At 73.5% G+C, this 25320-nt stretch carries 22 protein-coding genes; 13 read left to right on the top strand and 9 right to left on the bottom strand.

Annotated features, from left to right (window positions below):
• Positions 1-41: 41 nt before the first annotated feature.
• Together FRAQA3DRAFT_RS06790 and FRAQA3DRAFT_RS06785 are read right to left on the bottom strand one after the other, a co-directional pair.
• Complete coding sequence (locus FRAQA3DRAFT_RS06790; protein ID WP_009738327.1) at positions 42-974, bottom strand: TIGR03619 family F420-dependent LLM class oxidoreductase; 933 nt, start codon at positions 972-974, stop codon at positions 42-44.
• 4 nt (positions 975-978) lie between these two features.
• Entirely contained in the window at positions 979-2196 is a 1218-nt protein-coding gene (locus FRAQA3DRAFT_RS06785) for an amidohydrolase family protein (protein WP_009738326.1), read from the bottom strand.
• Positions 2197-2464: 268 nt separating this feature from the next.
• Here FRAQA3DRAFT_RS06785 and FRAQA3DRAFT_RS06780 point away from each other — a divergent pair, with 268 nt between their 5' ends.
• Positions 2465-3211, top strand: a complete 747-nt coding sequence (locus FRAQA3DRAFT_RS06780; protein ID WP_083873511.1) for a TetR/AcrR family transcriptional regulator — start codon at positions 2465-2467, stop codon at positions 3209-3211.
• A gap of 30 nt (positions 3212-3241) precedes the next feature.
• Here the strand turns inward: FRAQA3DRAFT_RS06780 and FRAQA3DRAFT_RS06775 are convergent, their stop codons facing one another.
• Positions 3242-5005 (bottom strand): AMP-binding protein, encoded by a 1764-nt coding sequence (locus FRAQA3DRAFT_RS06775; protein WP_009738324.1) that lies wholly within the window; start codon positions 5003-5005, stop codon positions 3242-3244.
• Positions 5006-5297: 292 nt separating this feature from the next.
• On the opposite strand from FRAQA3DRAFT_RS06775, the gene FRAQA3DRAFT_RS06770 reads away from it, so the two are divergent.
• The gene (locus tag FRAQA3DRAFT_RS06770; RefSeq protein WP_009738323.1) at positions 5298-6479 is read left to right on the top strand and encodes a CoA transferase; all 1182 of its coding nucleotides are present in this window, start codon (positions 5298-5300) and stop codon (positions 6477-6479) included.
• Here the strand turns inward: FRAQA3DRAFT_RS06770 and FRAQA3DRAFT_RS06765 are convergent.
• Genes FRAQA3DRAFT_RS06765 through FRAQA3DRAFT_RS36805 form a run of 3 tightly spaced genes read right to left on the bottom strand, consistent with a single transcriptional unit; the run spans position 6452 to position 8690 of the window.
• Positions 6452-6925, bottom strand: coding sequence for a MaoC family dehydratase (locus tag FRAQA3DRAFT_RS06765; RefSeq protein WP_009738322.1), 474 nt, complete (start codon positions 6923-6925; stop codon positions 6452-6454). The genes FRAQA3DRAFT_RS06770 and FRAQA3DRAFT_RS06765 overlap by 28 nt on opposite strands.
• Before the next feature lie 47 nt (positions 6926-6972).
• A complete protein-coding gene (locus tag FRAQA3DRAFT_RS06760) occupies positions 6973-8160 on the bottom strand; it encodes a thiolase family protein (protein ID WP_009738321.1) in 1188 nt (395 codons plus the stop codon).
• The gene (locus FRAQA3DRAFT_RS36805; RefSeq protein WP_009738320.1) at positions 8157-8690 is read right to left on the bottom strand and encodes a Zn-ribbon domain-containing OB-fold protein; all 534 of its coding nucleotides are present in this window, start codon (positions 8688-8690) and stop codon (positions 8157-8159) included. Before FRAQA3DRAFT_RS36805 ends, FRAQA3DRAFT_RS06760 begins: the two co-directional genes overlap by 4 nt.
• A 467-nt stretch (positions 8691-9157) precedes the next feature.
• Here FRAQA3DRAFT_RS36805 and FRAQA3DRAFT_RS06750 point away from each other — a divergent pair, with 467 nt between their 5' ends.
• The 4 genes from FRAQA3DRAFT_RS06750 to FRAQA3DRAFT_RS06735 all read left to right on the top strand — a co-directional run bounded on the left by FRAQA3DRAFT_RS06750 (position 9158) and on the right by FRAQA3DRAFT_RS06735 (position 12904).
• The gene (locus FRAQA3DRAFT_RS06750) at positions 9158-9964 is read left to right on the top strand and encodes an enoyl-CoA hydratase/isomerase family protein (protein WP_009738319.1); all 807 of its coding nucleotides are present in this window, start codon (positions 9158-9160) and stop codon (positions 9962-9964) included.
• Positions 9961-11184 carry an acyl-CoA dehydrogenase family protein gene (locus FRAQA3DRAFT_RS06745; RefSeq protein WP_009738318.1) on the top strand — a complete coding sequence of 408 codons (1224 nt, stop codon included), beginning with the start codon at positions 9961-9963 and terminating at the stop codon, positions 11182-11184. The genes FRAQA3DRAFT_RS06750 and FRAQA3DRAFT_RS06745 overlap by 4 nt, the downstream gene beginning before the upstream one ends.
• Positions 11181-12197: an acyl-CoA dehydrogenase family protein gene (locus tag FRAQA3DRAFT_RS06740; protein ID WP_009738317.1), complete on the top strand. Its 1017-nt coding sequence runs from the start codon at positions 11181-11183 to the stop codon at positions 12195-12197. The genes FRAQA3DRAFT_RS06745 and FRAQA3DRAFT_RS06740 overlap by 4 nt, the downstream gene beginning before the upstream one ends.
• Before the next feature lie 80 nt (positions 12198-12277).
• The gene (locus FRAQA3DRAFT_RS06735) at positions 12278-12904 is read left to right on the top strand and encodes a TetR/AcrR family transcriptional regulator (RefSeq protein WP_232291945.1); all 627 of its coding nucleotides are present in this window, start codon (positions 12278-12280) and stop codon (positions 12902-12904) included.
• 113 nt (positions 12905-13017) lie between these two features.
• Here the strand turns inward: FRAQA3DRAFT_RS06735 and FRAQA3DRAFT_RS06730 are convergent, their stop codons facing one another.
• On the bottom strand, positions 13018-14067 hold the full coding sequence (locus FRAQA3DRAFT_RS06730) for a VOC family protein (protein WP_009738315.1): 1050 nt from the start codon (positions 14065-14067) through the stop codon (positions 13018-13020).
• A gap of 213 nt (positions 14068-14280) precedes the next feature.
• The gene (locus tag FRAQA3DRAFT_RS06725; RefSeq protein WP_009738314.1) at positions 14281-14928 is read right to left on the bottom strand and encodes a cysteine hydrolase; all 648 of its coding nucleotides are present in this window, start codon (positions 14926-14928) and stop codon (positions 14281-14283) included.
• A gap of 39 nt (positions 14929-14967) precedes the next feature.
• Between FRAQA3DRAFT_RS06725 and FRAQA3DRAFT_RS06720 the strand changes: the two genes are divergently transcribed.
• The 6 genes from FRAQA3DRAFT_RS06720 to FRAQA3DRAFT_RS06695 all read left to right on the top strand — a co-directional run bounded on the left by FRAQA3DRAFT_RS06720 (position 14968) and on the right by FRAQA3DRAFT_RS06695 (position 22344).
• On the top strand, positions 14968-16620 hold the full coding sequence (locus tag FRAQA3DRAFT_RS06720; protein ID WP_009738313.1) for an AMP-binding protein: 1653 nt from the start codon (positions 14968-14970) through the stop codon (positions 16618-16620).
• Entirely contained in the window at positions 16617-17513 is an 897-nt protein-coding gene (locus tag FRAQA3DRAFT_RS06715; protein ID WP_009738312.1) for an enoyl-CoA hydratase, read from the top strand. The genes FRAQA3DRAFT_RS06720 and FRAQA3DRAFT_RS06715 overlap by 4 nt, the downstream gene beginning before the upstream one ends.
• 53 nt (positions 17514-17566) lie before the next feature.
• Positions 17567-19036, top strand: a complete 1470-nt coding sequence (locus tag FRAQA3DRAFT_RS35800) for a phosphotransferase (RefSeq protein ID WP_009738311.1) — start codon at positions 17567-17569, stop codon at positions 19034-19036.
• A gap of 201 nt (positions 19037-19237) precedes the next feature.
• On the top strand, positions 19238-20113 hold the full coding sequence (locus FRAQA3DRAFT_RS06705) for a pantoate--beta-alanine ligase (protein ID WP_009738310.1): 876 nt from the start codon (positions 19238-19240) through the stop codon (positions 20111-20113).
• Positions 20114-20183: 70 nt separating this feature from the next.
• Positions 20184-21470, top strand: a complete 1287-nt coding sequence (locus tag FRAQA3DRAFT_RS06700) for an amidohydrolase family protein (RefSeq protein ID WP_009738309.1) — start codon at positions 20184-20186, stop codon at positions 21468-21470.
• Between the two features lie 55 nt (positions 21471-21525).
• Complete coding sequence (locus tag FRAQA3DRAFT_RS06695; RefSeq protein ID WP_009738308.1) at positions 21526-22344, top strand: SDR family NAD(P)-dependent oxidoreductase; 819 nt, start codon at positions 21526-21528, stop codon at positions 22342-22344.
• A 160-nt stretch (positions 22345-22504) separates the two neighbouring features.
• On the opposite strand, the gene FRAQA3DRAFT_RS06690 is transcribed toward FRAQA3DRAFT_RS06695, so the two are convergent.
• Positions 22505-23716, bottom strand: coding sequence for a CoA transferase (locus tag FRAQA3DRAFT_RS06690; protein WP_009738307.1), 1212 nt, complete (start codon positions 23714-23716; stop codon positions 22505-22507).
• Positions 23717-24225: 509 nt separating this feature from the next.
• On the opposite strand from FRAQA3DRAFT_RS06690, the gene FRAQA3DRAFT_RS06685 reads away from it, so the two are divergent.
• Positions 24226-25023 carry an SDR family oxidoreductase gene (locus FRAQA3DRAFT_RS06685; RefSeq protein WP_009738306.1) on the top strand — a complete coding sequence of 266 codons (798 nt, stop codon included), beginning with the start codon at positions 24226-24228 and terminating at the stop codon, positions 25021-25023.
• Positions 25024-25320 lie beyond the last annotated feature (297 nt).

Below are 25320 nucleotides of genomic sequence, written 5' to 3'. Positions count from 1 at the left end.
GTTCATGCGGATGGTCGGTCGTCGTCTGGGGGGCGGCCCGCCTACGGGGCGGGGGCCGTAGGGGCGGGGGCCGGGGGCGCGAGGGCCTTGCCGAACAGTTCGATCTCGGCCAGGCAGTCGTCGATGCTACGGGCGTGCGACTCGACCGAGAGGTGCGTGACGCCCGCGGCCTCGTACCCGGCGACGGCGGCGGCGAGCGTCTCGGCGGCGCGGGCCGGGTCCCGGCTGACCTGCGGGGTGAAGCAGACGTCGAAGGCGGTCGGGCGGCCCGCCGCCGCGCGCAGCTCGCGCAGGGTGGCGATCCGCTCGCCGATCTCGTCGGCGGCCAGGCTCGGGGTGGTGGTGATCTCCGCCATCTGCGCGGGCTGCTCGAAGGGCAGCCAGCCGTCGGCGACCTCGGCGACCCGGCGCATCGCCGCCCGGCTGTTGCCGCCGATCCAGATCGGCGGGCCGGGCCGCTGCGCCGGGCGGGGCAGCATGACGTGACCCGACGCCGGGAAGTACGGGTCGTCGTCGCGCTCGACGACCTCGCCCGTCCAGGCGGCGTGCATCGCGGCGATGGCCGCGTCGAACCGGCCGCCACGGCCGTCGAACTGCGCGCCGAGCACGTCGAACTCGGGCTTCTGGTACCCGGCGCCCATGCCCACGACCAGCCGGCCGCCGGAGAGCAGGTCGAGGCTGGCCGTGGACTTCGCGGTCAGGTAGGGGTTGCGGTAGCCGGCGACGAGGATGAACGTCAGCAGGCGCACGCGCCGCGTCGCCGCCGCCATGAACGCCAGCGAGACGAACGGGTCGAAGGAGTGGTGGCCGCCGCCGGAGATCCAGGCGCTGGACGGGAAGGGATGGTCCGTCGTGGAGACGATGTCGAAACCGCTCTCCTCAGCGGCGACCGCCACATCGGCGAGGTCACGCTCGCCGATCCACCGCTCCCAGTGCTTCACCGCACGGGTCGGAAACTGGTAGTTGAGTTCCACGGCGTCAGACCGCGACCGGAGTCCGGTCGCCGGCGGGGTCGCGCACCGGCAGGCCGAGCAGCCGCCGCGCGTTGTCACCCATGAAGTCGCGGGTCCGCTTCTCGTCCATGCCCTCGGCGTAGGCGTAGTAGCCGCGCGGCTCGGCGAGCCCCTCCGGGTGCGGGAAGTCGGAGCCGAACAGCACCCGGTCCCAGCCGACCGTGGAGATCACGTCGGCCACGGAGCCCTCCCAGAACGGGCTGACCCACACGTTGCGACGGAACACCTCCAGCGGGTGCTCGGGGAACGCCTGCGGCATCTTGCCGTAGGCGGCCTGCAGGTCGTCGAACAGCGGGTGAATCCAGGCGCTGCCGTTTTCGATGCTGGCGACGCGCAGCTTCGGGAACCGGGTGAACGTGCCGTGGCAGATCAGGCTGGTGAGCATGTCGGCGATCTCGCGGTGACCGAGCGTCACCCAGCGGAACGCGCTCATCTCGGTGAAGTCGTTGGAGTCCGGCGGCTCCCACCGGTTGATGTAGTCGTCCAGCGGCGGCTGGCTGGAGTGCAGCACCACCGGGATGCCGGCGCGCTCGACGTCCGCCCAGAACGGGTCGAACTCCGGCAGCGCCGGGGAGCGCCAGCCCCGCAGACCCTTGACCGGAGCCGGCTTGATCAGGACGACCTTCGCCCCGTTCTCCAGGACGTAGTCGAGCTCGCGGCGAGCGTCGTCGACCAGGGCGCAGCTGATGACCGGCGTCATGAACAACCGGTCGGCGTGGGTGAAGCCCCAGGTGTCGAGCATCCAGCGGTTGAGCGCGTGGATCATCGCGACCACGAGCTCGGGGTCCTCGGCCGCGGAGTGCTCCACCAGGTTCGCCAGCGTCGGGTAGACCAGCGCCTCGTCGACGCCCTGGGCGTCCATCTCCACCAGGCGCGGGGCGGGCTCGCGGAACGACGGGCGGGACTCGATGGCCCGCCCGGTCATCTCCCGCAGCGACTGGCCGTCGCGGTTCTGGCCGGAGAAGAACTTCTCCCAGGCGCCGGGCGCCGCCACGCGGTCGAACGTCGGATTCGGGATGTAGTCGGTGATCTTTCCCTGGATCGCGATCCGGGTCGCCCGGCCGACCTGCACGAACTGCACCGCGCGCCGGTAGCGCTCCGGCAGGTGCCGGGTGAGCGCGTCCGGGGTCTCGTACATGTGCTGGTCGGCGTCGAAGATCGGCGCGTCGGTGAACTGCGTCACGGCTGCTGCTCCTCGCTGCCCGGGGGAACCCGCCGCCCCGTCACGTGCCATCGGCCGTGGGCGACCGGGCTTTCGCCACCTCGGTGCTGTCTCGGGTACTGCTGCGCGAGGCAACAGTAGGCCGACTTGACGAAACTGTCAACTTTGGCGGAACGTACCTGACACGGACATGTGGGGCGCCACCGGGTCGCTTCTACCGACGGCGGGGACCGGCTTCGACATGTCCGTCAGGCCCGGCCGAGAGGCGCCCTCCTACACTGGGAGAATCATGGACGACTCCTCTGCCACCGATGCCGTCGACGCGTCCGCCCCGGGCAGCGCCGTGACGAACTCCGGGGGCGGGATCGGCGAGCCGGGCGGCGGGTACTCCGCCGACGGCATCCTCAACACGGGTGGCGCCGGCACCGGTGCGACGCTCTCGACTACAGCGAGCAACGGCAGGAGCATGGGCCGGCGGGCGGTTCGCACCCGCGACGCGATCCTCGACGCCTCGCGCAAGTTGTTCCTCGAGCGCGGCTACGCGGGCACCCGCGTCAACAACATCACCGACGCCTGCGGCATCTCCCGCGCCGGCTTCTACACGTACTTCCGCGACAAGCGGGAGATCTTCGATACCCTGGGCCAGGCCACCCACCAGGAGATCCTGCAGGTCGTGGCCCTGTGGGAGAGCCTCCCGCGCCCGTGCACCCGGGCCGACGTCGCGGCGTGGGTGTGGGAGTACTTCGCCTTCATGGATCGCCATGGCGCGTTCATCCTGTCCGCCCAGTCCGGTCCCGCCGACGAGGCGGTCGACAAGGCGAGCAAGAAGATGCAGCTGCGCGTGGTCTGGCTGCTCGGGGTCCACCTGCGGGGCCGGCAGCGGACGCCGACCGATGCCCCGGAGGCGCTGGGTCTCGCGGTCCAGTCGATGATGGACCGCGCCTGGTACCACTGCCACGCCCAGCACCTGCCAGTCGACGATGCAGACGTCGTCAACACGATCGCCGGGTTCATCATGGCGGTCCTGACCGTCTGACGGCCGCACCGCACCAACCCCTACGCCCGATCAGAGCTGGCGGGGCTCGAAGCGGGCGCGCAGCTGGGCCTTGGCGACCTTGCCGAGCCCGGTGCGTGGCATGACGTCGATCAGCTCGAGCTGCTCGGGAAGCTTCTGGCGCATCAGCCCGGCCTCGCGCAACCAGCCCGTCAGCTCCGCGAGCGACGGCACGGGCCGACCGGGGCGGCCGACGACGACGGCGCACACCCGCTCGCCGCGCTCGGCGTCGGGCAGGCCGATCACGGCGACGTCGGCCACGTCGGGGTGGCGGCCGAGCAGCGCCTCGATCTCCTGGGGGGCGATGTTCTCGCCCTTGCGGATGATGAGGTCCTTCAGCCTGCCGACGATCTCGATGTGTCCGGTGGGGGTCAGCCGCCCGAGGTCGCCGGTACGGAACCAGCCGTCGGCGGTGAACGCCGCCCGGGTCGCCTCCGGATCGGTGTAGCCGTGGCACACCCCGTGCCCGGCGACCTGCACCTCGCCCACGGAGCCCGGCGCGAGCGCCTCGCCCCGCTCGTCGGCGAAACGCAGCCGGTTGACCGGCACCGGCCGGCCGTCCGTCGCGGCCAGGACGTCCGGCGCGTCCGCGAGGGAGGCCACCGCCACCATCGGCACCTCCGTCATCCCGTAGTCGTGCGCGAGCACCGCGCCGAGCACCCGGTTCACCTCGCCGACCAGGTGCGGCGGGCAGGGGGCGCCGCCGCCCTTGAGCGAGCGCAGCGTCGGGACCAGCCGCTCGCCCGGTCGGGATGCGGCGAGGTCCAGCAGCGCGGTGTAGAAGGGCGTGCTGCCGCCGGTCGTGGTGACGCCATACTCGCGGAAGAGCTCCACGGCCCGGTCGGGCACGAACGCCTCCAGCAGCAGGATCGGGAAGCCGGCGGCGAGGGCGGCGACGAGGTACTGGATCCCGCCGACGTGCGCGACCGGGTAGCCGATCGCGCCGACCTCACCCGCCGCCCGACCGAGACCGCTCAAGCCAGCGAAGCTGACCGCGGGGGCGATCAGCGTGCCGTCGGTGTGCCGGGCGCCCTTCGGAATGCCGGTGGACCCGGAGGTGAAGTAGATCCAGTGCACCTCGTCCGGGACGGGCTCGGGGCGTGCGCCCGCGCCGGGCGGGTCGGCCTCCGGCGCGTCGTGGCCGACCTCCAGCAGCCGCGGCGTGGGGCCACCGCTGGCGGCGACCTCCCGCGCGATCGCCGTGAAGTCGGTGCCCCGCCACGTCCCCGGCACGAGGAAGACCTCCGCCTCGGCGGCGGCGAGCGCGGCACCTACCTCGCGCTCCCGGTAGATGGGGATGACAGGCGCCTGCACGGCGCCGAGCCGGCGCAGCGCGATCATCACGAGCAGGGTGCTGATCCGCGTCGGAAGCTGCCAGGCCACCCGGGTGCCGGCCGTGATGCCCTCGGCCGCCAGCGCCGCGGCGACCCGGTCGACCTTCGCGTCGAACCCGGCGAAGGTCAGCCGGGCGCCGTGCTCGTCGATCAGCATGGGAGCGTCGGGGGTCGCCTGCACGCGGCGGGCCAGTAATCCGTCGACCGTCGGGGCCGCGAGCAGCCACGGCCACTGCTCGGCGGCCCGCATGATGTCCACAGCCTGCTCTGTCCCCGCCGCGCGCCCATTGGCGTCGGAGACGGAGGCGGAGGCGGAGACGGAGTCGGTGGCGGAGACGGAGTCGGTGGCGGAGACGGTGGCGGAGACGGTGGCGGTGGCGGTGGCGGAGTCGGTGGCGGCCCGACCGCCTGCCGCGGGCTGCTCGCTCGGCACGGACGTCATGACGGCCTCCTGAGGAATTCGGCGCCCGGCGAGCAGACCGCTGCGCCTCCGGCGGCGCAGTGGGAGTCCGTGATTGACGGCAGTGTCGGACGGTGCTCTCCTTGACCAGGGCAACCACATCAAAGAGTTGAATCCTTTGTCAACAACGCGCAGGCCGCCGGCGATGGTCGCCGGGTCGACGACCGCCGCACGCATGGAACCATCGCCGCACGCCTAGAAACAGAAGGAGACAGCGGATGCTCGAACGCGGCGATCCGACCACGGCCGCTCCCGTCGGACCGCGGGTCGGCTGGTGAGCGCCGCGACCCCGGCGGCCGGCGGTCCGCTCGCCGGGCTGCGGGTGCTCGACGCCGCCTCCCTGTACGCCGCGCCCCTGCTCGCGAGTCTGCTCGCCGATCAGGGCGCGGACGTGGTCAAGCTGGAGCCGCCCGGCGGGGACGCCTACCGGGCCACCGGGTTCTGGCCGCTGGTCGCCCGGGGCAAGCGGTCGGTCGTCCTCGACCCGGCCGACGCCGACGGGCGGGCGGCGCTGCGCGGCCTGGTCGCCGCCGCCGACGTCGTCGTCGTCAACGAGCCGGCGGCGCGGCTGGCGGCCCGCGGCTTGGATCCCGACACGATGCTCGCCGTCAACCCTGACCTCGTCGTGGCGCACGTCAGCGGCTACGGCGCCGCCGGCCCCGCCGCGGGGCGGCCGGGCAACGGGACGATGGGCGAGGCGTTCGCGGGTCTGACCCACATGACCGGCGACCCGGGCGGGCCGCCGATGCTGCCCTCGGTCCCCCTCGGCGACGCGGTGATGGCCTACGCGGGCGCCTTCGGGGTCGCCGCCGCCTGCCACGACGTGCGGGTCAACGGCGGACCCGGCCGGGTCGTCGACGTGAACCCGGTGGAGGCGATGCTGCACGTCGTCGGCCCGACGCTGGTGGCCGCGGCGGCGGGGATGGCGGCCGGCGCCGAGCCACCCGGCCGCCTCGGTGGGGGGCTCGCGGGCTCGGCGCTACGCGACGTGTTCGCCTGCGCGGACGGCGGCTGGCTCGCGGTGAGCGTCTCCACCCCCCGCCAGCTGCGCGACCTCGCCGTCGTCGTCGGCGCGCCGGTCGGGACGGCGGGCGCGGCGCTCGGCGAGGCGGTGCGGACGTGGGCGGGCGGGCTCGACCGCGCCGAGGCGGTGGAACGCCTCGCCGCCGCGCGGCTACCGGGCGCGCCCGTCAACACCGCCCACGACGTGGTGACAGACCCGCACCTGCGCCACCGGCGAGCCCTGCGCACGCTGCGCACCCCGGACGGCGCCACGGTGACCGTGCCGGCGCCGGCCCCGCGCGCCGGCCACGACCCAAAGTCCGGTCGCCACCCGTCCACGGGCGGTGGGCCGGACGCCGGTGTGCTGCCCACGGCGGGCCAGCACACCGGCGAGGTCCTGCGCGAGTGGACGGCGCCGGCGGCGGCTCAGGAACCGGCGGCGTCGGCGAAGTAGTACCGGGCCAGCAGCTCGACGACGCAGCCGGGCTTGGCGGAGCCGTCGACGTCGATCGTCACCCGGTTGGTGACCTGGACGGCTCCGTCGTCGAGCTTGCGCAGGTCGATGAGGGTCGCGCGGGCGCGGATGCGCGCGCCGGCCCGCACCGGCGAGGGGAAGCGCACCCGGTCCAGGCCGTAGTTGATGCCCATCCGGATGCCCTCGATGGTGCGCAGCTTGTTCATGAAGTACGGCACCAGCGACGCGGTGAGGAAGCCGTGGGCGATCGTCGCGCCGTACGGGCCGCCGGCGGCCCGCTCGGGGTCGACGTGGATCCACTGGTGATCCTCGGTGGCGTCGGCGAACAGGTCGATTCGCGACTGCTCGACGGTGAGCCAGTCGGTGGGGCCGATCTCGGTGCCGAGCGCGGCCTCCAGGTCGGCCGCGCTGCGGTAGATCTCCATCTGGGCGTTCTCCCTCTGCGTCGTGGCGGTGGCGTCGTCCCCGTGGCTCAGCGGGTGCTGAGCAGCATTGCGCCGCCGACCGGGCCGCCGCCGACGCCGACCACCGCGACCTCGGGGTTGTTGCGCGCCTGGCGCTCGCCGCCCTCGCCCCACAGCTGCACGCACGCCTCGTGCAGGAAGCCCATGCCGTGCAGCCGGCCGCCGGAGAGCTGCCCGCCGGAGGTGTTCAGCGGCAGCGGGCCGTCCAGGGCGATGCGCTCGCCGCCCTCGATGAACGGCCCGACCTTGCCGTGCTCGGCGAAGCCCAGCGCCTCCAGCCACATCACGGTCAGGAAGCTGAACCCGTCGTAGAGCTGGGCGTGGTCGACGTCGGCGGGCCCCAGGGTGGTGTGCTCCCACAGGGTGGCGGCCACGTCGTGCGCCGCCATGGTGGTGACGTCGACGCGCTGGTCCCAGGTGGCCCGCTCGAACATCCCGGTGCCGACCGACTCCACCGTCAGCGGGTGGCGCGGCAGGCCCGCCGTGGCGTCGCGCCGGGAGATGATGACCGCGGTCGCCCCGTCGCAGGGCACGTCGCAGTCGAACAGGCACAGCGGCTCGGAGATCATCCGGGCGCCCAGGTAGTCGTCGAGGGTGAGCGGGTCGCGGTAGATCGCGTCCGGGTTGAGCCCGGCGTTGGCGCGGGCGTTGAGCGGAATCGCGGAGAGCTGCTCGCGGGTGAGGCCGAAGTCGTGCATGTAGCGCTGGGCGGGCATGGACAGCCAGTTCGCCGCGGACAGCGCACCGAAGGGCCCCGTGTACTCCAGGTGCCCGGACAGCGCCCCGCCGCCGAACAGCACCGACGCCCGGCCGGCGCCGGCCTGCGCCGTCGACTCCCACACCGAGCGGTAGACGACGACGTGGTTGGCCAGCCCCAGGGTGACGGCCATGCACGCCTCGATCGCCGGGCCGATCTGCCCGGCGGTCTCCGTCGAGGACAGGTACCAGCGGCTGCGCAGGCCGAGGGCGTTGCGGACCTCGGTGATGGTGGCCCCGGAGAAGCCCAGGTCCGGCACGCCGGGCCCCGGGTAGCTGGCGATGCCGTCGATGTCGTCGACGGACAGGCCCGCGTCGGCGATCGCCCGGGTCACCGCCTCGATGGTCAGGTCCAGCCCGGTGCGGCCGAGGCGCCGGCCCACCTGGGACTTGCCCGCCCCGGTGACGACCGCCTTACCGTCGAACGGCCCGCCGCTCATCGCGCACCCCCGACCGCCGCCGTGGCCGGCCGGAACAGCGGCAGCCACACCGGTGAGTCATCCGGACCGGGCTCGGCCGGCCACTGTTCGAAGAACACCTCTACCTCCAGGCCCACGCGCACCTCGTCGAGCGGGACGTCGACGATGTTGGTGATGAGGCGGACGTCCGGCTCGTCGGCGAGCTCCACCATCGCCACCACGTACGGCGGCGGGTAGCCGGGGATCCACGGCTGGCGGTTGATCGTGTAGGCGGCCACCGTCGCCCGGCCGGAGACCGGCTCCGGGCCGACGTCGGTGCTGCGGCAGCGCCAGCACACCGGGCCCGGGGGATGGAAGAAATGTTTGCAGGCCCGACAGTGGCTGATCAGCAGCCGACCGTCGCGCCCGCCGGTCCAGAACGCCTCCGACTCGGCGGTCGGCTGCGGCAACAGCCGCCGCTCGGGCCTCGCGTATGCCGGGGAACTCGCTGGTGCCGGGGAACTCGCATGTGCCGGGGAACTCGCATGTGCCGGGGAATCCGTGTCCGTCACGCCGCCTCCTCCCACGGCCCCCGGCGCCGTCGCGGTGGACGGCACCGGCCGGGCCGCGCGCTCGTCGGACGGCGCCCTCGATGCCGCCGTCCGCAGGTCCCACAGTGGACCTCGGGGGCGGCTGACGCCGCCACCAGCAGCACCCTAGGAGAACTTGACATTTCCGTCAAACAACGGTCTCATGGCCGGGGTGGCGCACCACGGGTGGCGTTCCCAGGCAGGGTAGTGGGCAGTTGACGGGAGATTCACCCCCGGCGGACGAAAGCTGGCCGGAGGCTTCCCGGACGCCCACCGCCCCACGACTGGGCGCCGGGCCCGTACCCCACCCGGCGACGAAGCGGCCGGGGCGTTCGGGCCCGTCCCCGCGGACGCGCCCGCCGCGGACCTACAGACCTTTCAGACCTACCGCATCAGACCTAGCGCATCAGACCTATCGCAGGCGCACAGCAGGACCGACAGGAGAACTGATGGACAACCCGTTCGCGCCGGAGCTGCTCATCGAGGAGAGGGGTCCAGTCCGCCTCGTCACCCTGAACCGGCCGGAGGCGCTCAACGCGACGAACGAGGCGCTGCACCACGCCCTGGTCAGGGTGTGGCGGCACCTGGCGGAGGACCCGGGCGCACGCGCGGTCGTGCTGACCGGAGCGGGCCGGGCGTTCAGCGCCGGCGGCGACTTCCAGCACTTCGTCGAGCTGTGGGACAACCGTGAGCTGCGCCGCGCCGAGATCGACGGCGCCCGGCGGCTGCTCAACGAGATGGTCGACTTCCCGCTGCCGGTGGTGGCCGCGGTCAACGGCGCCGCGGTGGGCCTGGGCTGCAACCTGGCGGTGTGCAGCGACATCGTGCTGCTCGCCGAGAGCGCGTTCATCTCCGACCCGCACGTCGGCGTCGGGCTGACCGCGGCCGACGGCGGCGCGCCGACCTGGCCGCTGCTCATGGGCATGCTGCGCGCCAAGGAGTACCTGCTGACCTCCGAGCGGATTCCCGCCCACCAGGCCGTCTCGCTGGGCCTGGCGAACCGGGTGGTGCCCGACGCGGAGCTGCTCGACGAGGCGCTGAAGGTCGCGGACAAGCTCGCCGCCCAGCCGCCGCAGGCCGTGCAGAGCACCAAGCGCGCGCTGAACATGCACATCAAGCGGGCCGTGGCCGGCGTGCTGGAGTACGCCCTCGGCGAGGAGTTCGCCTCCTTCGACACCCCCGAGCACCAGGCGCTCGTGCGCAGCTTCCTCGAGCGTTCCAAGGCCCGCGCGGCCGCGGCAGGGCGCCCTTCATGACCACCACGACGGCGAGCGGCCCGACGGCCACCGAGGCGGCGGTGACCGACCCGGCGGTGCTGCGCGACGACCTCGACGCCTACGCCCGCGGGCTGCGCGCGTGGCTGGCCAGCGAGCCGGCGCTGGACCGGTGGCGCGGGCGGCACTACCCGAACACCGAGGAGCGCATCGCCGACCACGGCCTGCTCATGGGTGTGCTGTTCCGTGCCGGCTGGAACCGCTACGGCTGGCCGGAGTCGGCCGGCGGGCTCGGCGGGGACGAGCGCCACCGCGCCGTCCTCTACGACGGCCTCGCCGCCGCCGGGCTGCCGATCCCCGCGCCGCACCTGATGCTGGAGACCCTCGGCCCGCCGGTGGTGCACTTCGCCCCCGAGCTCGCCGCCGCCTACCTGCCGGCCTACCTGCGCGGCGAACAATGGTGGGGGCAGGGCTTCTCCGAGCCGGAGGCCGGCAGCGACCTGGCGTCGCTGCGCTGCCGCGCCCGGCGCGAGGGCGACACCTACGTCCTGTCCGGATCGAAGCTGTGGACCAGTCACGGGGCGACCTCGAGCCGGCTGGTGTGCCTGGTGCGCACCGGTACCCCGGAGTCGCGCCACCGCGGCCTGTCCATGATCATGCTCGACGCGGACGCGCCGGGCGTCACGATCCGGCCGATCGCGCTGGCCAGCGGCGAGAACGAGCTCGCCGAGGTCTTCTTCGACGACGTTGTGGTCCCCGCGTCCAACCTCGTGGGCGAGGAGGGCAAGGGCTGGGCCGTCGCGATGTACCTGCTGCAGTGGGAGCGGGCGATGTACGCCTGGCTCAGCGCAGCCGACGCGCTGCGCCGGCTGCGGGACCTGCGCGGGCAGGTCGCCACCCGGCTCGCCGCCGGCGCCCGGCTGCCCGACGGCTCGGCCGCGCGCCTGGGCGCCGTCTACGAGCAGATCATCGCCCTGCGCGCGCGCAGCGCCGCCACCGTGCGCCGCCTCGCCGCGGGCGACACGGTCGGCCCCGAGGCCAGCGTCGACAAGGTCCTGCTGGCCACCGTCGAGATCTCCCTGTTCGACCTCGCCCGCGACCTGCTGGGCACCGAGTTCGTCCTCGGCGCCACCGACGAGGTCAGGGCCTGGCGCAACGAGTGGTGGTTCTCCCGCTCGGCGACGATCCTCGGCGGCTCCGCCGAGGTCCAGCGCACGATCATCGCCGATCACGTCCTCGGCCTGCCGAAGGAGGCGAAGTGACCACTCCGGGACTCGATGACGCCACCGCCGAGCTGCTGGCCGGCTCCCTGCGGGAGGTCCTCGCCGAGGGCGGCGACCTCGCCGCGGCGCTGGCGGAGCTCGGCTGGGCCGAGGTGCTCGCCGACGACCCGGCCCGCGCCACCACCCTGCTGTTCGCCGAGCACGGGCGGGCGCTGGCCCACTCCCGCGTCCTCGACGACGTCCTGCTCGCCGAGCTCGCCGGCGCCCTGCCCGCCGCGACCGGCCCGCGGGCCCTGCTCTACCCGCTGCACTCCGACCAGCCGGCCGACCCACGCGGCCCGCTGACCGGGCTGCTGCTCGGCGGCCTCGACGGCATCACCGAGGTCGTCGTGCCGACCGCCCTCGACGCCGCCGACGCGGGCGACCCGGCCGACGCGGGCGGCGCCACCCTGCGGATCCTGCCGGCCGAGCTGGTCGCGGCGGCCACGCAGCCGGTGCGCGGCTTCGACACCGCCGCGGGCTGGCTCACCGTCTCCGCGGCGCCGGCGGGCGCGGCGGGCCCCGCCACCCCGGCCGGCGAGGCGTGGACCCGCGCGGTCGCGGCCGGGCGCCGGGCGCTCGCCGCCGAGATCATCGGTGCGTGCGAGGCGGCGCTGGCGATCGCGGTCGCGCACACCTCGGCGCGGGTGCAGTACGGCCGGTCCATCGCGACCTTCCAGGCCGTGCGCCACCGCCTCGCCGAGGCGCACGTGGCGGTCGAGTCGCTGCGCTCGGAGCTGACGGTGGCCTGGGGCAGCGCCGGGCAGGCCGACGGCGGCGCCTGGGCGGCGCGGCTGGTCAAGCTGCGGGCCGGGTTCGCCCAGGCCGAGGTCATGCGCCACGCCGTGCAGGTCTGCGGCGCGATGGGGCTGTCGCTGGAAAGCGAGCTGCACCGCTTCGTCGCGCGGACCGCCGCCCTCGACCTGCTGCTCGGCGACTACCACACCCTGGCCGAGCAGCTCGGCACCGAGCTGCTCGCCGGCGCCGAGCTCGAACCGGTCGTCGCGATCTGACCACCGCCGCCGTGGCCGGCGGTCGCCTCGTGCGGCCGCCCGCCACGGCGGCCACGGTCGACGCATTCGAGATGATGGCCATGCAACCGTCCGACACTCCCCGACAACGCGCCCCCGTCTCGGCGGCGGACCTCGGCCCGCGCGCCGCGCGCACCCGGGCTGTCATCGTCGACACCGCCCGCGGGCTGTTCCTGCGCCACGGTTACGCGGGTACCAGCGTCGCCGACATCACCGAGGCGTGCGGCATCTCGCGCGCCGGGTTCTACACCTACTTCCGGGACAAGCGGGAGATCTTCGCCGAGCTCGGCCGGGCCGGCTACCAGTCCAGCCTCGCCGTCGTCGCCCGGCTCACCGCGGTGCCCGACGACTGGCCGGCCACCGCCGTCGAGGAGTGGATCCGGCTCTACTTCACCCATCTCGACCAGCACGGGGCCTTCGCACTGGCCGCGATGCTGTCCGCGCCGACCGATGCGGCCTTCCGCACCGACTCCCACCGCACGCAGATCCGCGTCGCCCGCAAGCTCGGCGAGCTGCTCCACGCCCGCCAGCACGATCCCGCCGGCTCGCCGGAGGCGGTCGGCCTGGTCGTGCTCGCGATGCTGGACCGCTGCTGGTACAAGATCCGGGCCACGGAGATCCGGATGGATGAGGCCGACGTCATCGCCGAGGCCGCGGCCCTGCTCGTCGCCACGATCCACCCCGGCTGAGCCGGGGTGGACTGCCCGCCGCCAGAGTCAGGCAGGCGGGGTCGGGCGGGTCGGGCGGGTCAGGCGGGTTCGGCGGGTCAGGCGGGTTCGGCGGGTCAGGCGGGTTCGGCGGGTCAGGCGGGTTCGGTGGGGCGGCGCACGGCCGAGCGGGGGCGGTCGACGAACTCGACGACGGCACCGTCCGGGTCGTGCAGGAACAGCACCGTGAAGCCGCCGGTCGGCGTGTCCGGCATCGGCATGACGACCGGGTCGTCGACGTCGCCGAGCGCGCCGTCGGCGACGAGCGAGGCGTGCGCCTCGCGGACGTCCTCCACGGCGAGCGCGATCCGGTAGAGGCCCTGGACGTTGGCCGGCGGCGTCGCCGTGGCTCCGGCGGGCGCGGGCTGCTGGACGAACTCCAGGGAGAACGTCGGGTCCTCGGGCAGAACCAGCGACGCGGTGGGTCCGGTCGGGCTCTCGCCGCGGTCGCGCACCGTCCAGCCGATCCCGGTGTACCAGGCGAGGGTGCGCTCGAGGTCGGTGCAGCGCATCCGCTCGTGGGACAGCAACGGCAGCCGGCGCGGGTCGCCGGGGGCGGCGGGGATCTCGACGACCTCGATGGCGGCCCCGTCGGGATCGGTCAGCCGCAGCGCCGGACGGACGGCGCCACGGACCGCCAGGCCCTCGGGCACCGGCGTGAACGCGACGCCGGTGGCCTCCAGGCGCGCGGTGACGATGCGCAGGGACTCGACGCGGTAGCCCAGCGCCGTGAACCCGGTGGGCCGCTGGTCGGCGGTGGCGGGCACGGTGGGTGGCTTGGTCCAGCCGACCAGCTCGACGGCGGGGGCCGAGCGCGGGCCGCGCAGGTCGTAGAGGAACGTGGTGACGCTGGCCGTGCCGGAGCCCAGGCCCATGGTGGCGGTGTCGCCGTCGGTGCTGATCGAGCGCATCCGCGGCTCGCCGCCGAACAGCGCCAGGTGGAAGGCGGCGGACCGGTCGACGTCGACGGTGTTGAGGTTGCAGTGGAGCACGGCGTGCGCATGGTGGGCCGGGCTGGCAGAGGGGGCCGGGCTGGCAGAGGGGGCCGGGCTGGCAGAGGGGGCCGGGCTGGCAGAGGGGGCCGGGCGGCCGGACGGCGACGCCGCCGGGACGCCGCTCGCCGTCGGCTCGGTGCTGGTGCTCATGGGGCGCCTCCGGGATGGGGAGCCGGATCGGCCGCGGGGACCACGGCCGGTCCGGCGGTGCGGTCACGTTCGGTGCGGGTACGCGATGACACTCGGCGGACCGTCACGGGCCCGGCACCGCGGCCATCGGGCTCCGCCTGACCCTAGCCAAAGTTGACACTTCCGCCAACACCTGTCGCGAGGAGCCGCCGGCGGCTCGGCCGGCCCGGCGGCTCAGACAGCGGCGGTGGCGGCGGCCCAGGACGCGGCGAGGTCGTCGACCGTGGTGACGCGGGCGAGCATGGCGATGGTGTTCGCCAGGATGTGCTGGCCGTACTCGGCCGGGGTCGAGGCGGCCGCGTCGCGCGGGACGAGGACGTGGAAGCCCTCGTGGACGGTCTGCCCCACCGCGAGCGGGATGGCGACGTTGAGCGAGACGCCGGCGAAGACGACCGTATTCACCCGGTGCCCGCGCAGAACCGGCAGCAGCTCGCTGCCCCAGGTCGGCGACAGTCCGTGGTGGCGCGGGATGATCAGGTCGGTCGGGTCGAGCAGGTCGGGCACGACCTGGGTCGCCGGGTGGCCGGGGCCCCAGTCCTTGCTGCTCTGGGCGGCGGTCCTCCACAGCGGCGCGGTCCCGGGGTCGGTGGAGCCCAGCCAGCCCTCGAACGTGGCGTGCACGACGAGCACCCCGGCGGACCGCGCGGCGGTGACCAGCCGGCGCAGGCCGTCGCGGATGTCGGCCGCCTCGGCCGCGAGCGACGGCAGCATGGAGTCCGGGCCGAGCACCCCGTTCTGGCACTCCACCAGGACGACCGCGCTGGTCCGGGGGTCGATCGGCCGCGGGGGGCGCTTGCCCGGGGTGTCGTTGTTTGACATCATCGTCAAACATTAACGCTCGGAGCTTCGACGGAGTAGCCCGTGCCGACGAAACACATCCCGGATCCCTGCCTCGCCGACATCCTGCGCCGCAATGCGGAGCGGTTCGGCGACGTTCCCGCCTATCTGTACGAGGGGCGCAGCGTCACCCATCGTGAGCTGCTGCGTCGCGCGACGGCCATCGCGGCGGCCCTCGCCCGCGCCGGCCTGCGCCGCCAGGACCGGGTGGCCCTGCTCGGTCGCAACAGCATCGCCTTCGGCGAGGTGCTGGCCGCCGGGCAGCTCAGCGGCATCGTCATCGCGACCGTCAACTTCCGCCTCGCCGCGCCCGAGATCGCCCGCATCCTCACCGACGCCAAGCCTCGGGCGATCTTCGTCGACGCCGAGTTCCTGCCGATCGTGGCGGCGCTGCGCGCGGAGCTCGGCCTCGAACTGGTCGTCCGCCTCGACGACCCGGCCGCGAGCCCGGATGGCGCGAGCGTGAACGGCGCGAGCGTGGCCGCGGACGGCGCGGGCGGCGAGGTCGTGGGCCTGGCGGAGTTCCGCGACGCCGCGCTCGACGACGCCCTGCCGTTCGCCGCCCGGCCCGACGACATCGCCTGCCTGATCTACACCAGCGGCACCACCGGCCGGCCGAAGGGCTGCATCATGGGCCAGCGGGAGATGTTCCGCGTCGGCCAGACGATGAACGTCGAGATGCGCACCGGCAGCGACGACCGGATCCTGCTGGTGATGCCGCTGTTCCACATCGGTGCGATGGCGATGGCCTTCGGCCTGCACGCCCGCGGCGGCACCGCGGTGCTGCACCGGCAGTTCGACCCGGCGGCGCTGCTGGCCACGGTGCCGGCCGACGGCATCACCGTGCTGCACCTGGCGCCGAGCATGCTGCAGGCGGTGCTGACCGAGGCCGGGGCGGGGCCGGGCGCCGCCGAGCCGGAGCCGGTGGCGGCGCTGCGCGGGGTGCGCTCCATCGTCTACTCGGCCGCGCCCATCACGGCGCCGACGCTGGCCGCGGCGCTCGCCGCGATGCCGGAGACCGGCTTCCTCAACCTGTACGGCCAGACCGAGGTGATCACCTCGGGGCTGCCCCGCGAGCTGCACCGCGGTAGCGGGCCCGACCGGGACCGCCGGCTCACCTCCGTCGGCTTCCCCTACCCGGACACCGAGATCCGCATCCTCGACGACGACGGCGTGGAATGCCCGCCCGGCGTGCCCGGCGAGATCGTCGTGGCCTCCCCGGCGATGTTCCGCGGCTACTGGAACGACTCGGCCACCACCGGCGTGACGCTGGCCGACGGCTGGTGCCACACCGGCGACGTCGGCGTGCTCGATGAGGAAGGCCTGCTGCACCTGGTCGACCGCAAGAAGGACGTCATCATCAGCGGCGGGGAGAACATCTACTCCCTCGAGGTCGAGGACGCCGTGCTGACCCACCCCGCCGTCGTGCAGTGCGCCGTGGTCGGCGTGCCCGACGAGCGCTGGGGCGAGGCCGTGTGCGCCGTCGTCGTCCTTGCCGCCGGTGGGGACCTCACCTCCGGCGAGCTTCGCGAGCACGTGGCCACCAAGATTGCCCGCTACAAGTCGCCGCGGTCCGCGGTGATCGTCGACGAGCTACCCGTCCTGCCCACCGGAAAGATCGACAAGAAGGCGCTGCGTGCCCGGCTGGCGGCCGCGCCACGAGAGGTGCCTGCATGAGCTACCGCTACCTCGACTACGACACGCTCGCCGACGGCCGGATCGCGCGGATCACCCTCAACCGGCCGAAGGCGCGCAACGCCCAGAACCGGGGCCTGCTCGTCGAGCTCGGGGAGGCGTTCGCCCGGGCGGAGGCCGACGACGGCGTGCGCGTGGTCATCCTGCGCGGCGCCGGCGCGTCGTTCTCCGCCGGCCACGACCTCGGCACCCCGGAGAGCCTCGCCGAACGCGACCCGGACAGCCCCGACCTGCACCCCACCTACCAGTGCAACGGGGCCTCCTACGGCGGCGCGGAGAACCGCACCCGCCAGGAGTGGCACTACTACTACGAGAACACGAAGCGCTGGCGGAACCTGCGCAAGATCACCATCGCCCAGGTGCACGGCAACGTGCTGTCCGCAGGGCTGATGCTGGCCTGGTGCTGCGACCTGATCGTCGCCGCCGACGACACCGTGTTCGCCGACGTCGTCGGCACCCGCCTGGGCATGTGCGGGGTGGAGTACTTCGCCCACCCCTGGGAGTTCGGCCCGCGCAAGGCCAAGGAGCTGCTGCTCACCGGCGACTCCCTCGGCGCCGACGAGGCGCACGCGCTGGGCATGGTCAGCAAGGTCTTCCCCGTCGCGGACGTCTCCGAGCGGACGGTGGAGTTCGCCGCCCGGATCGCGAAGGTCCCGACGATGGCGGCGCTGCTGGTCAAGGAGTCGGTCAACCAGGCGCAGGACGCGATGGGCTTCAGCTCGGCGCTCGACGCCTGCTTCACCCTGCACCAGCTCAACCACGCGCACTGGAGCGAGGTCTCCGGCGGCAAGGTGTACGTCGGCACCGCCGAGTACGGCCTGGACGACTGGCGCAACGCCCCCGCCATCCTGCCGGCCGCCAAGGACCGGCCCTGAGCGCAGCCGGCTCGGCTCCTGGCGGGGTCAGGGCCGCCGATCCCCGCACCGCCGTGGTGATCTCCTGGCTGGAGGACCACCTCGGCCGGGTCACCGCGATCGAGCGCCAGCCGCGGTGGCGCCCGGTGTGGTTCGCCGACGTCGAACGCGGCGGCGAGCTGCTGCGGCTGTGCGTGCGCGGGGAGCGCGCCGACACCGACCTGGTGTTCCCGCTGGCGCACGAGATGCGCTTCCAGCGGGTGGCGCACGAGCACGGGATCCCGGTGCCCGCCGTCCATGGCTGGATCGACGAGCTGCCCGCCTTCGTCATGGACCGGGTGCCCGGCCGGCCCGACTTCCCCGACCTCGCCGCGGCGCTCGCGAGCGGTGCGGGCAGGGGCGGTGCGGGCAGGGGCGGTGCGGGCGGGGGCGGTGCGGGCGGGGGCACGGCCGGCGCGGGTGGGGCCGGGGAGGCGGACGGCGAGCTGGCGCGGGCCGTCGCCGAACGCGACCGGGTCGTCGACGAGTACCTGCGGGCGCTCGCCGCGCTGCACAGCGTCGACGTGACCGCGTTCGCCGCCGCCGGGATCGACCGGGCGCGGCAGCCGGAGGACTCGGGCCTGCTCGGGATGCGGCGCTTCGAGGAGCTCTACCGCCGCCAGCAGGTGCGCCCCGACCCGTTCCTGGACTTCTGCCTGGGGTGGCTGCGCCGCCACCCGCCGCGCAGCCACGGCCGCGAGGCTGCGGTGGTCTGGGACTCCGGGCAGTTCCACCACGCGGGCGGGCGGCTGACCGCGCTGGTCGACCTGGAGCTCGGCCACGTCGGCGATCCGATGATGGACCTGGCCGGCTGGCGGATGCGCGACAGCATCATGCACTACGGCGACTTCGACGCGCTCTACCGCCGCTACGGCGAGCTCGTCGGCGAGCCGGTGGACCTGGCCGCGGTTCAGCTGCACCACATCGCGTTCACCCTGACCAACCAGCTCTCGTTCGCCCACACCCTCGCCGAGCCGCCGCCGGCCTCGGACTACGCGACGAACCTGCAGTGGTGCAACGAGACGAACCTGTACGCCACCGAGGCGATCGCCGAATACCTCGGCCTCGAGCTGCCCGGCGTGGAGGAGCCCGAGGTTCGGGACTCCCCCGTCGCGGGCGCGCACGGCCATCTCGTCCGCATGCTGCGCACCGTCCAGGTCGACGATCCCTACGCCCGCCAGCAGATCCGCTCGGCCTTCCGGCTGGCCAACCATCTGCGCCGCAGCGACGAGATCGGCGACGCGCTGAGCGCCGCCGACGTCGACGACGTCCACCGGCTGCTCGACCGGCGTCCCGACGGCTGGCGCGACGCCGAGCGGGAGCTGGAGCGGTTCGTGGCCGCCGACGCCGACCACGGCCGCCACGACGCCGAGCTGCTCGCACTGTTCCACCGGCGCAACCTGCGCGCGCAGATGCGCAACGGTCCGGCGGGCTCCGCGATGAGCCGTCACATCCCCATCCAGCCGTTCGCCGCGCCCCTGACCCCCCACTCCGCGGGTTTCTGAGCCACGCCTTCCTGAGCCACGCCATTCCTGAGCCACCGTGTTCGCGAGCAGTCGCGACGCGGTGGCTCAGGCATTTCCGGCGACTGAACGCTTGTTCAGGTTTTTGAACAGCACTTTGACACGGTGACGGCGATCCGTGAGGGTCATCACATCCCCCTCGCCCGCAACAAGCGGCGACGATCCTCGACCTTGGAGCGCGTCATGATCACCACTGAGAAGCATGCCGAGGTCCGCGAGCTGCTCGACGCCGAGCGGGCGGCCGGGCGGCGGGTCGCCATGGTCGGCACCAGCGGCGGCACCCACTCCGGGCACATCTCCCTGGTCGAACAGGCGAAGAAGGAGTGCGACGTCGTCGCGGTGTTCTGGAACGGCGCGCTGAAGCTGGAATGGGCCTCCGGCGGCGTGCAGGCCTACAACCGCGACCTCGCCCACGACCAGGCGCTGTTCGAGGCGGCCGGCGTCGACGTGTTCTACATCCCGCTGCGCCACGACCTCTACCAGCGGCCCTCGAACACCTTCCTGGCCATGCCGGGGATGCTGCGCCACCTGACCGGCATGCCCGAGGGCGAGCACATGGAGCTGCTCGTCACGATGGTCGCCACCCTGCTCAACATCGCGGGGCCCTGCACGACGTTCTTCGGCGAGAAGGACTGGCAGCAGCTCGTGATGTTCCAGCGGATGGCCGAGGACCTGCACCTGCCGTCGCGGGTCGTCGGCTGCCCCACCCGCCGGGAGCCCGACGGGGTGGCGATCTCCAGCCGCAACACCAAGCTCTCCCCCGAGCAGCGCGCCGCCGCGCCAGCGCTGTACGCCGCGCTGACCGCCGCGGCCGACGCGATCGCCGCCGGGGAACGCGACGCCCACGCCGCGGCCGAGGTCGCCCTGGCCCGGCTGCGCCCGGTCGCCGACCCGGACTACGTCGTCGCCGTCGAGGCCGCGACGCTGCGCCCGCTGGACACCCTCGACCCGGGCGCCGAGGGCGGCCCGAGCGACGGCGAGGTCCGCCTGCTCGCCTCGGTCCGCTTCGGCACCACGCCGCTGGTCGACAACATCGGCGTCACCGTCCCCACCGCCTGAGCGGCCGCACATACGCCCACCGCCTGACAGCCGCCCACGCCAACCGCCACCCACTGACAGGAGCGCCCCCATGGATGTCGGTGACCTCATCCTCGTCAGCGTCGACGACCACGTCGTCGAGCCGCCCACCATGTTCGACGCGCACATCCCCGCCCGCTACCGCGACCGCGCGCCCCACGTCGTCGAGACCGCCGACGGCAACCAGATCTGGACCTACGAGGGGCAGATCACCCCGAACATCGGCCTCAACGCGGTCGCCGGCGTCCGCCCCGAGGACTACGGCTTAGACCCGACCCGGTTCGACCAGATGCGGCCGGGGTGTCACGACATCGACGAGCGCATCCGGGACATGAACGCGGGCGGGGTGCTGGCCAGCCTGAACTTCCCGACGTTCGCCCAGTTCTGCGGCCAGTTCCTGACCCGGGCCACCGCCGACCGTGAGCTGGGGCTCGCCGTCGTGCGCGCCTACAACGACTGGCACATCGACGAGTGGGCCGGCGCGCACCCCGGCCGGATCATCCCGCTGGCCGTCATGCCGCTGTGGGACGCCGAGCTCATGGCCGCCGAGATCCGCCGGGTCGCCGCGAAGGGCTGCCACGCGGTGACGTTCTCGGAGAACCCGGCGAAGCTCGGCCTGCCGAGCCTGCACAGCCGCTCCTGGGACCCGTTCTGGGCGGCCTGCGCCGAGACGAACGTCGTCGTCTGCCTGCACATCGGCTCGTCGTCGCAGGTGCCGGTGACCGCCGAGGACGCGCCGATGGAGGTCTCCATCGCGCTCAGCCCGATGAACACCCAGTCGACCCTGACCGACCTGCTGTTCTCCGGCGTGCTCCCCCGCTTCCCGGACCTGCGGATCGCGCTGTCCGAGGGCGGCATCGGCTGGATCCCGTACACCCTCGAGCGCTGCGACTACGTCTACCGCCACCACCGCGCGTGGACGGGCACCGAGCTCGGCGACCGGCTGCCCAGCGAGCTGTTCCGCGACCAGATCTACAGCTGCTTCATCGACGACCCGGCCGGGCTCGTGCTGCGCGAGCGGGTCGGCCTGCACACGATCATGTGGGAGTGCGACTACCCGCACGGCGACTCGACCTGGCCAAACAGCCCCGAGGAGCTGGCCCGTTCGCTGGCCGGCATCCCCGACGACGAGGTCAACGCGATCACGCACGGCAACGCGCTGCGGGCGTTCGACTTCGACGCCTTCTCCCACCGCCCGCGCGAACGCGCCACCGTCGCCGCGCTGCGCGCCGAGGGCGCCGACGTCGACCTGACGCTGCGTCACATCCTGCGCGAGCACCGCGGCAGCACGCCCGCGGAGCTGGCGGCGATCGCCGTGCAGGCCGCGGGCAGGGGATGAGCGCGCCGCACCAGCAGCAGATCCGGTCGTACCGGTCGCACCGAGAGGACGGCACATGAGGCTTCAGGGCAAGGTCGCGCTGGTCACCGGCGGCACCGCCGGCATCGGCGCCGGGATCGTGCGGATGTTCGTCGACGAGGGCGCGGCGGTGGCGTTCACCGGGCGCAACGAGTCCACCGGCACCGCGCTGGAGAAGGAGTTACGCGACGCCGGCGGCACCGCGACGTTCGTGCGCGCCGACAACAAGATCGAGTCGGACGTCGCCGGCGCCGTTGCCGCGACCGTCGACGCCTACGGCCCGGTCACCGTGCTGGTGAACAACGCGGCGGCGACGGACGTGACGATCAGCGGCGTCGACAACCACGTCGACGAGATCACCAACGAGGACTTCGACTACACCGTCCGCACCGCGCTGTACGGGACGCTGTGGGCGAGCAAGTACGCGATCGGGCACATGCGCGCGGCGGGCGGCGGCTCGATCATCAACATCTCGGCGTCGTCGAGCATCCTGTCCGTGCGCTCCCGACCCGCCTACCAGGCGTCCAAGGGGGCGATCAACTCGCTGACCCGGCAGATGTCGGTCGACTACGGCCCGGACTCCATCCGCGCCAACGCGATCATCGTCGGGTTCATCAACACCGACGGCGACGTCATGCGCAAGCTGCTCGCCGACGAGGAGTACATGCACGTCATCCGCAGCATGCTGTCGCTGCCGCGGCTCGGCGAGCCCGCCGACATCGCCGCCGCCGCGGTCTACCTGGCCGCCGACGAGTCGAAGTACGTCACCGGCACCCAGCTCACCGTCGACGGCGGCGCGACCAGCCACCAGCCGGTCGTCCCCCGCGTCGTCCCCAACGAGCCGGTCGCCGGCTAGACGACAGGTTCGCCAGCACCAGCGATCATGGTGTTCCGAAGAACGCCGGAACCAGTCGTCCAGCTGCTCCGTGGTGGGCGATCCGTGAGCGAAGCATGGCACCGGTCGGGCCGGATCCGCCGGGCGACGGGCGGATCCGGCCCGGGTCACGGGCGGCGGCTCAGGCGGCGGGGGGCTCGCCGAGCACGCCGTCCTTGGTCAGGCGGTCGATCTCCTCGCCGTCGTAGCCCACCTCGCGCAGCACCTCGCGGGAGTGCTCGCCGAGCGCCGGCGCGCCCAGGCGCATCACCGGATGCGCGTCGTCGAACTGGGCCGGCGCGGCGGGCAGGCGCAGCCCGGGGCGGGTCGGATGGGCCATGAGGTAGCCGTTGTCGACGACGGCCGGGTCGCCGACGACCTCCTGCGGCACCGCGTAGAACGAGAAGATGCAGTCCTGCTCCCGCAGCCGGGCGTCGAACTCGGCGCGGGTGAGCGCGCCGATCGCCGCCCGGAACCGCTCGCCCAGCTCGCCCCAGGCGGACCGGCGCGACGCGGCGTCCGGGTAGGCGTCGATCAGCTCGGGCAGGCCGACGGCGGTGCAGGCGGGCTCCCAGTAGCGGGCCTCGTCGAGCATCACGAGGTTGACGAAGCGGCCGTCGCCGGTGCGGTAGGTGTTGACCAGGGGGCTGCGCGGGCCGCCGCCGGTCATCTGCATCTGGCGGCCGGTCAGCGAGCTGTAGGCGAGGTCGGGGCCCATCGTCCAGGTCGCACCGCCCAGCAGGGCGGTGTCGACGACGACGCCCTTGCCGGTGCGCAGGACGTGGACGAGGCCGGCGCAGACCGCGCCGGCGAGGTACATGCCCGTCGGCACGTCGCCGAGGGCCGGGCGCTGCATCGTCGGCTCCGGCGCGTCCGGCGCGGTGAGCACGTGGGCGACGCCGCCGCGGGCCCAGTAGGAGACCCCGTCGTAGCCGCCGGCCTCGGCGTCCGGGCCGGCCTGGCCCTGGCCGTGGCCCTTGGCCACGACGAGCTTCGGGTTGAGGGCCAGCAGGTCCGCGGGCTCGGTGCGCAGCTTGCGCCGCACCCGGGGAAGCTGGTTGGTGATGTACACGTCCGCCCAGCGGACGAGCCGTTCGAAGACCTGCCGGCCGGCCGCCGTCTCCACGTCGAGCGCGACGCCCCGCTTGTTGCGGTTGACCAGCTCGAACATGAACTCCTCGCCGTCGGCCTCGGGCACGAGGCGGTTGGCGTGGATCTGGCGCATCGGATCGCCGGTGGGCCGTTCCAGCTTGACGACGTCCGCGCCGAAGTCGGCCAGCGCCGCCGCGGCGGACGGCACGAACCCGTGCTCGGAGAACTCCAGCACCTTGATACCCGCGAGCGGAAAAGTCATAAGATCAACACCCGGCCTCCCTGTGGTCGGCCTGCCGGCCGCACCCTCTGGTGATCACCAAGTCGTGATCAACTCGTCAGTCTTTCGGGGCAGCCAAAACTTGACGGGATCATCAAGTATCCCCCGCACCGGCCCGGCGCAGGGGGCGGTTTGGCCGCCCACGCCCCGGGCTGCGGCGCCGCCGATGCGTTGACGCTTCCGCCAGGACGTTCCTAGAATTGTGTTCTACATCGCGGCCGCCGGCTTGACCACACCTCGCTCACGGGGCGATCAGCGCTCACAGGTCGATCAGGTCGGGCCTGCCCGCGCCGCGCCCACCGGCGCCCCGCAGGCCGCGATGGGCCGGTGCGACCGGCCGCGTCCCCACCCCGACCACCCACGACGGTCGTGTCCCACCCCGCCGCGAGGCGCAGGCCCCGGACCCGACCGGCGACTCCCGCCCGGTCCCTCGGCCCTCGGCTCGCCGGCCGGGCGAACGAGCGGGCACTGACGCCCAGGAGGCACAGCGCATGGATCTCGGCATCGCCGGCAAGGTCGTCTTCTTAACCGGCGGGAGCAAGGGGATGGGCCGCGAGGCCGCCCGCATGCTCGCCGCCGAAGGCTGCAAGGTCGCGATCGTCGCGCGGACGAAGACCGCCATCGACGCGGCGGTCGAGCAGATCACGGCCGAGGGTGGCACCGCGATCGGGGTCCCGGCCGACCTCACCGACCGCGCCGACGTCGACCGGGCCGTCGCCGAGGTCACCACGACGCTCGGCCCGCCGCTGATCGTGATCGGCCAGACGGTGTTCAACATCCCGGGCGACTTCGCCGACATCACCGAGCCCGAGCACTACGTCGACTCGTTCCGCAGCTACACGATGAGCCAGGTCTACCTGCTGCATGCCGTGCTGCCCGGGATGCGCGAGGCCGGTTGGGGCCGCTTCGTCCACATCGGCTCGGCGACCGCCAAGGAGCCGGTGGGCGCGATCCACCACGCCATCGCCAACGCCACCCGCCCGTCGACGATCGGCCTGCTCAAGACCGTCGCCGACGAGTACGCCCGCTACGGCATCACGGTGAACACGGTGGCGCCGGGCTGGATCGAGACCGCCAACGCGATCGCGTACATGGACGCCAACGTCGGCGTGCACGACGCCCACGCCCGCCGCGAGTGGATGCGCACCAACGCGCGGGTGCCCGCCGCGCGCCTCGGCCGCCCGGACGAGATCGCCTCGATGATCGTGTACCTCTGCTCGGAGCAGGCCGGCTACGTCAACGGAAACTGGATCGAGGTCGACGGCGGCCACCACCGCTCGGCGTTCTGATCCCCACCGGATCGGGTCCCCACCGGATCGGATCGCCACCGGATCGGATCCCCGCCGGGATCGGGTCGCTGCCCGGATCGGGGCGGGTCGTGCGGTTCGATCCGCTGGCGCCCCTTCCATCCTGACAGTAGTCTTAGTAGTGTTGCAGCTCATAGAGCTGCGTCACGTGCCCGCGGCTCACCACCAGGCGAGCGGCCCGCATCGCCGGGCCGCGGCGGCCTGGTCGCCGGGTCTGTCCCGCCGCCCGGCAGCGGACGAGCCGCGCGCTGCGGGCACGGCCCAAACCACCGACGAGGA

The sequence above is a fragment of the Frankia sp. QA3 genome (assembly GCF_000262465.1).
GTDB lineage: Bacteria > Actinomycetota > Actinomycetes > Frankiales > Frankiaceae > Frankia.
Note: the sequence above shows the minus strand (reverse complement) of the source record. Positions and strands in the feature narration are given on the sequence as shown.

What these genes read in the sequence shown, in the direction of transcription:
- FRAQA3DRAFT_RS06700 (WP_009738309.1), top strand. Translation starts at nt 20,184, where the DNA reads ATGGATGTCGGTGACCTCATCCTCGTCAGCGTCGACGACCACGTCGTC.
- FRAQA3DRAFT_RS06775 (WP_009738324.1), bottom strand. Translation starts at nt 5,005, where the DNA reads ATGACGTCCGTGCCGAGCGAGCAGCCCGCGGCAGGCGGTCGGGCCGCC.
- FRAQA3DRAFT_RS06690 (WP_009738307.1), bottom strand. Translation starts at nt 23,716, where the DNA reads ATGACTTTTCCGCTCGCGGGTATCAAGGTGCTGGAGTTCTCCGAGCAC.
- FRAQA3DRAFT_RS06760 (WP_009738321.1), bottom strand. Translation starts at nt 8,160, where the DNA reads ATGAGCGGCGGGCCGTTCGACGGTAAGGCGGTCGTCACCGGGGCGGGC.
- FRAQA3DRAFT_RS06765 (WP_009738322.1), bottom strand. Translation starts at nt 6,925, where the DNA reads ATGGAGATCTACCGCAGCGCGGCCGACCTGGAGGCCGCGCTCGGCACC.
- FRAQA3DRAFT_RS06685 (WP_009738306.1), top strand. Translation starts at nt 24,226, where the DNA reads ATGGATCTCGGCATCGCCGGCAAGGTCGTCTTCTTAACCGGCGGGAGC.
- FRAQA3DRAFT_RS06725 (WP_009738314.1), bottom strand. Translation starts at nt 14,928, where the DNA reads ATGATGTCAAACAACGACACCCCGGGCAAGCGCCCCCCGCGGCCGATC.
- FRAQA3DRAFT_RS06780 (WP_083873511.1), top strand. Translation starts at nt 2,465, where the DNA reads ATGGACGACTCCTCTGCCACCGATGCCGTCGACGCGTCCGCCCCGGGC.
- FRAQA3DRAFT_RS06715 (WP_009738312.1), top strand. Translation starts at nt 16,617, where the DNA reads ATGAGCTACCGCTACCTCGACTACGACACGCTCGCCGACGGCCGGATC.
- FRAQA3DRAFT_RS06730 (WP_009738315.1), bottom strand. Translation starts at nt 14,067, where the DNA reads ATGAGCACCAGCACCGAGCCGACGGCGAGCGGCGTCCCGGCGGCGTCG.
- FRAQA3DRAFT_RS06705 (WP_009738310.1), top strand. Translation starts at nt 19,238, where the DNA reads ATGATCACCACTGAGAAGCATGCCGAGGTCCGCGAGCTGCTCGACGCC.
- FRAQA3DRAFT_RS06745 (WP_009738318.1), top strand. Translation starts at nt 9,961, where the DNA reads ATGACCACCACGACGGCGAGCGGCCCGACGGCCACCGAGGCGGCGGTG.
- FRAQA3DRAFT_RS06750 (WP_009738319.1), top strand. Translation starts at nt 9,158, where the DNA reads ATGGACAACCCGTTCGCGCCGGAGCTGCTCATCGAGGAGAGGGGTCCA.
- FRAQA3DRAFT_RS06735 (WP_232291945.1), top strand. Translation starts at nt 12,278, where the DNA reads ATGCAACCGTCCGACACTCCCCGACAACGCGCCCCCGTCTCGGCGGCG.
- FRAQA3DRAFT_RS06695 (WP_009738308.1), top strand. Translation starts at nt 21,526, where the DNA reads ATGAGGCTTCAGGGCAAGGTCGCGCTGGTCACCGGCGGCACCGCCGGC.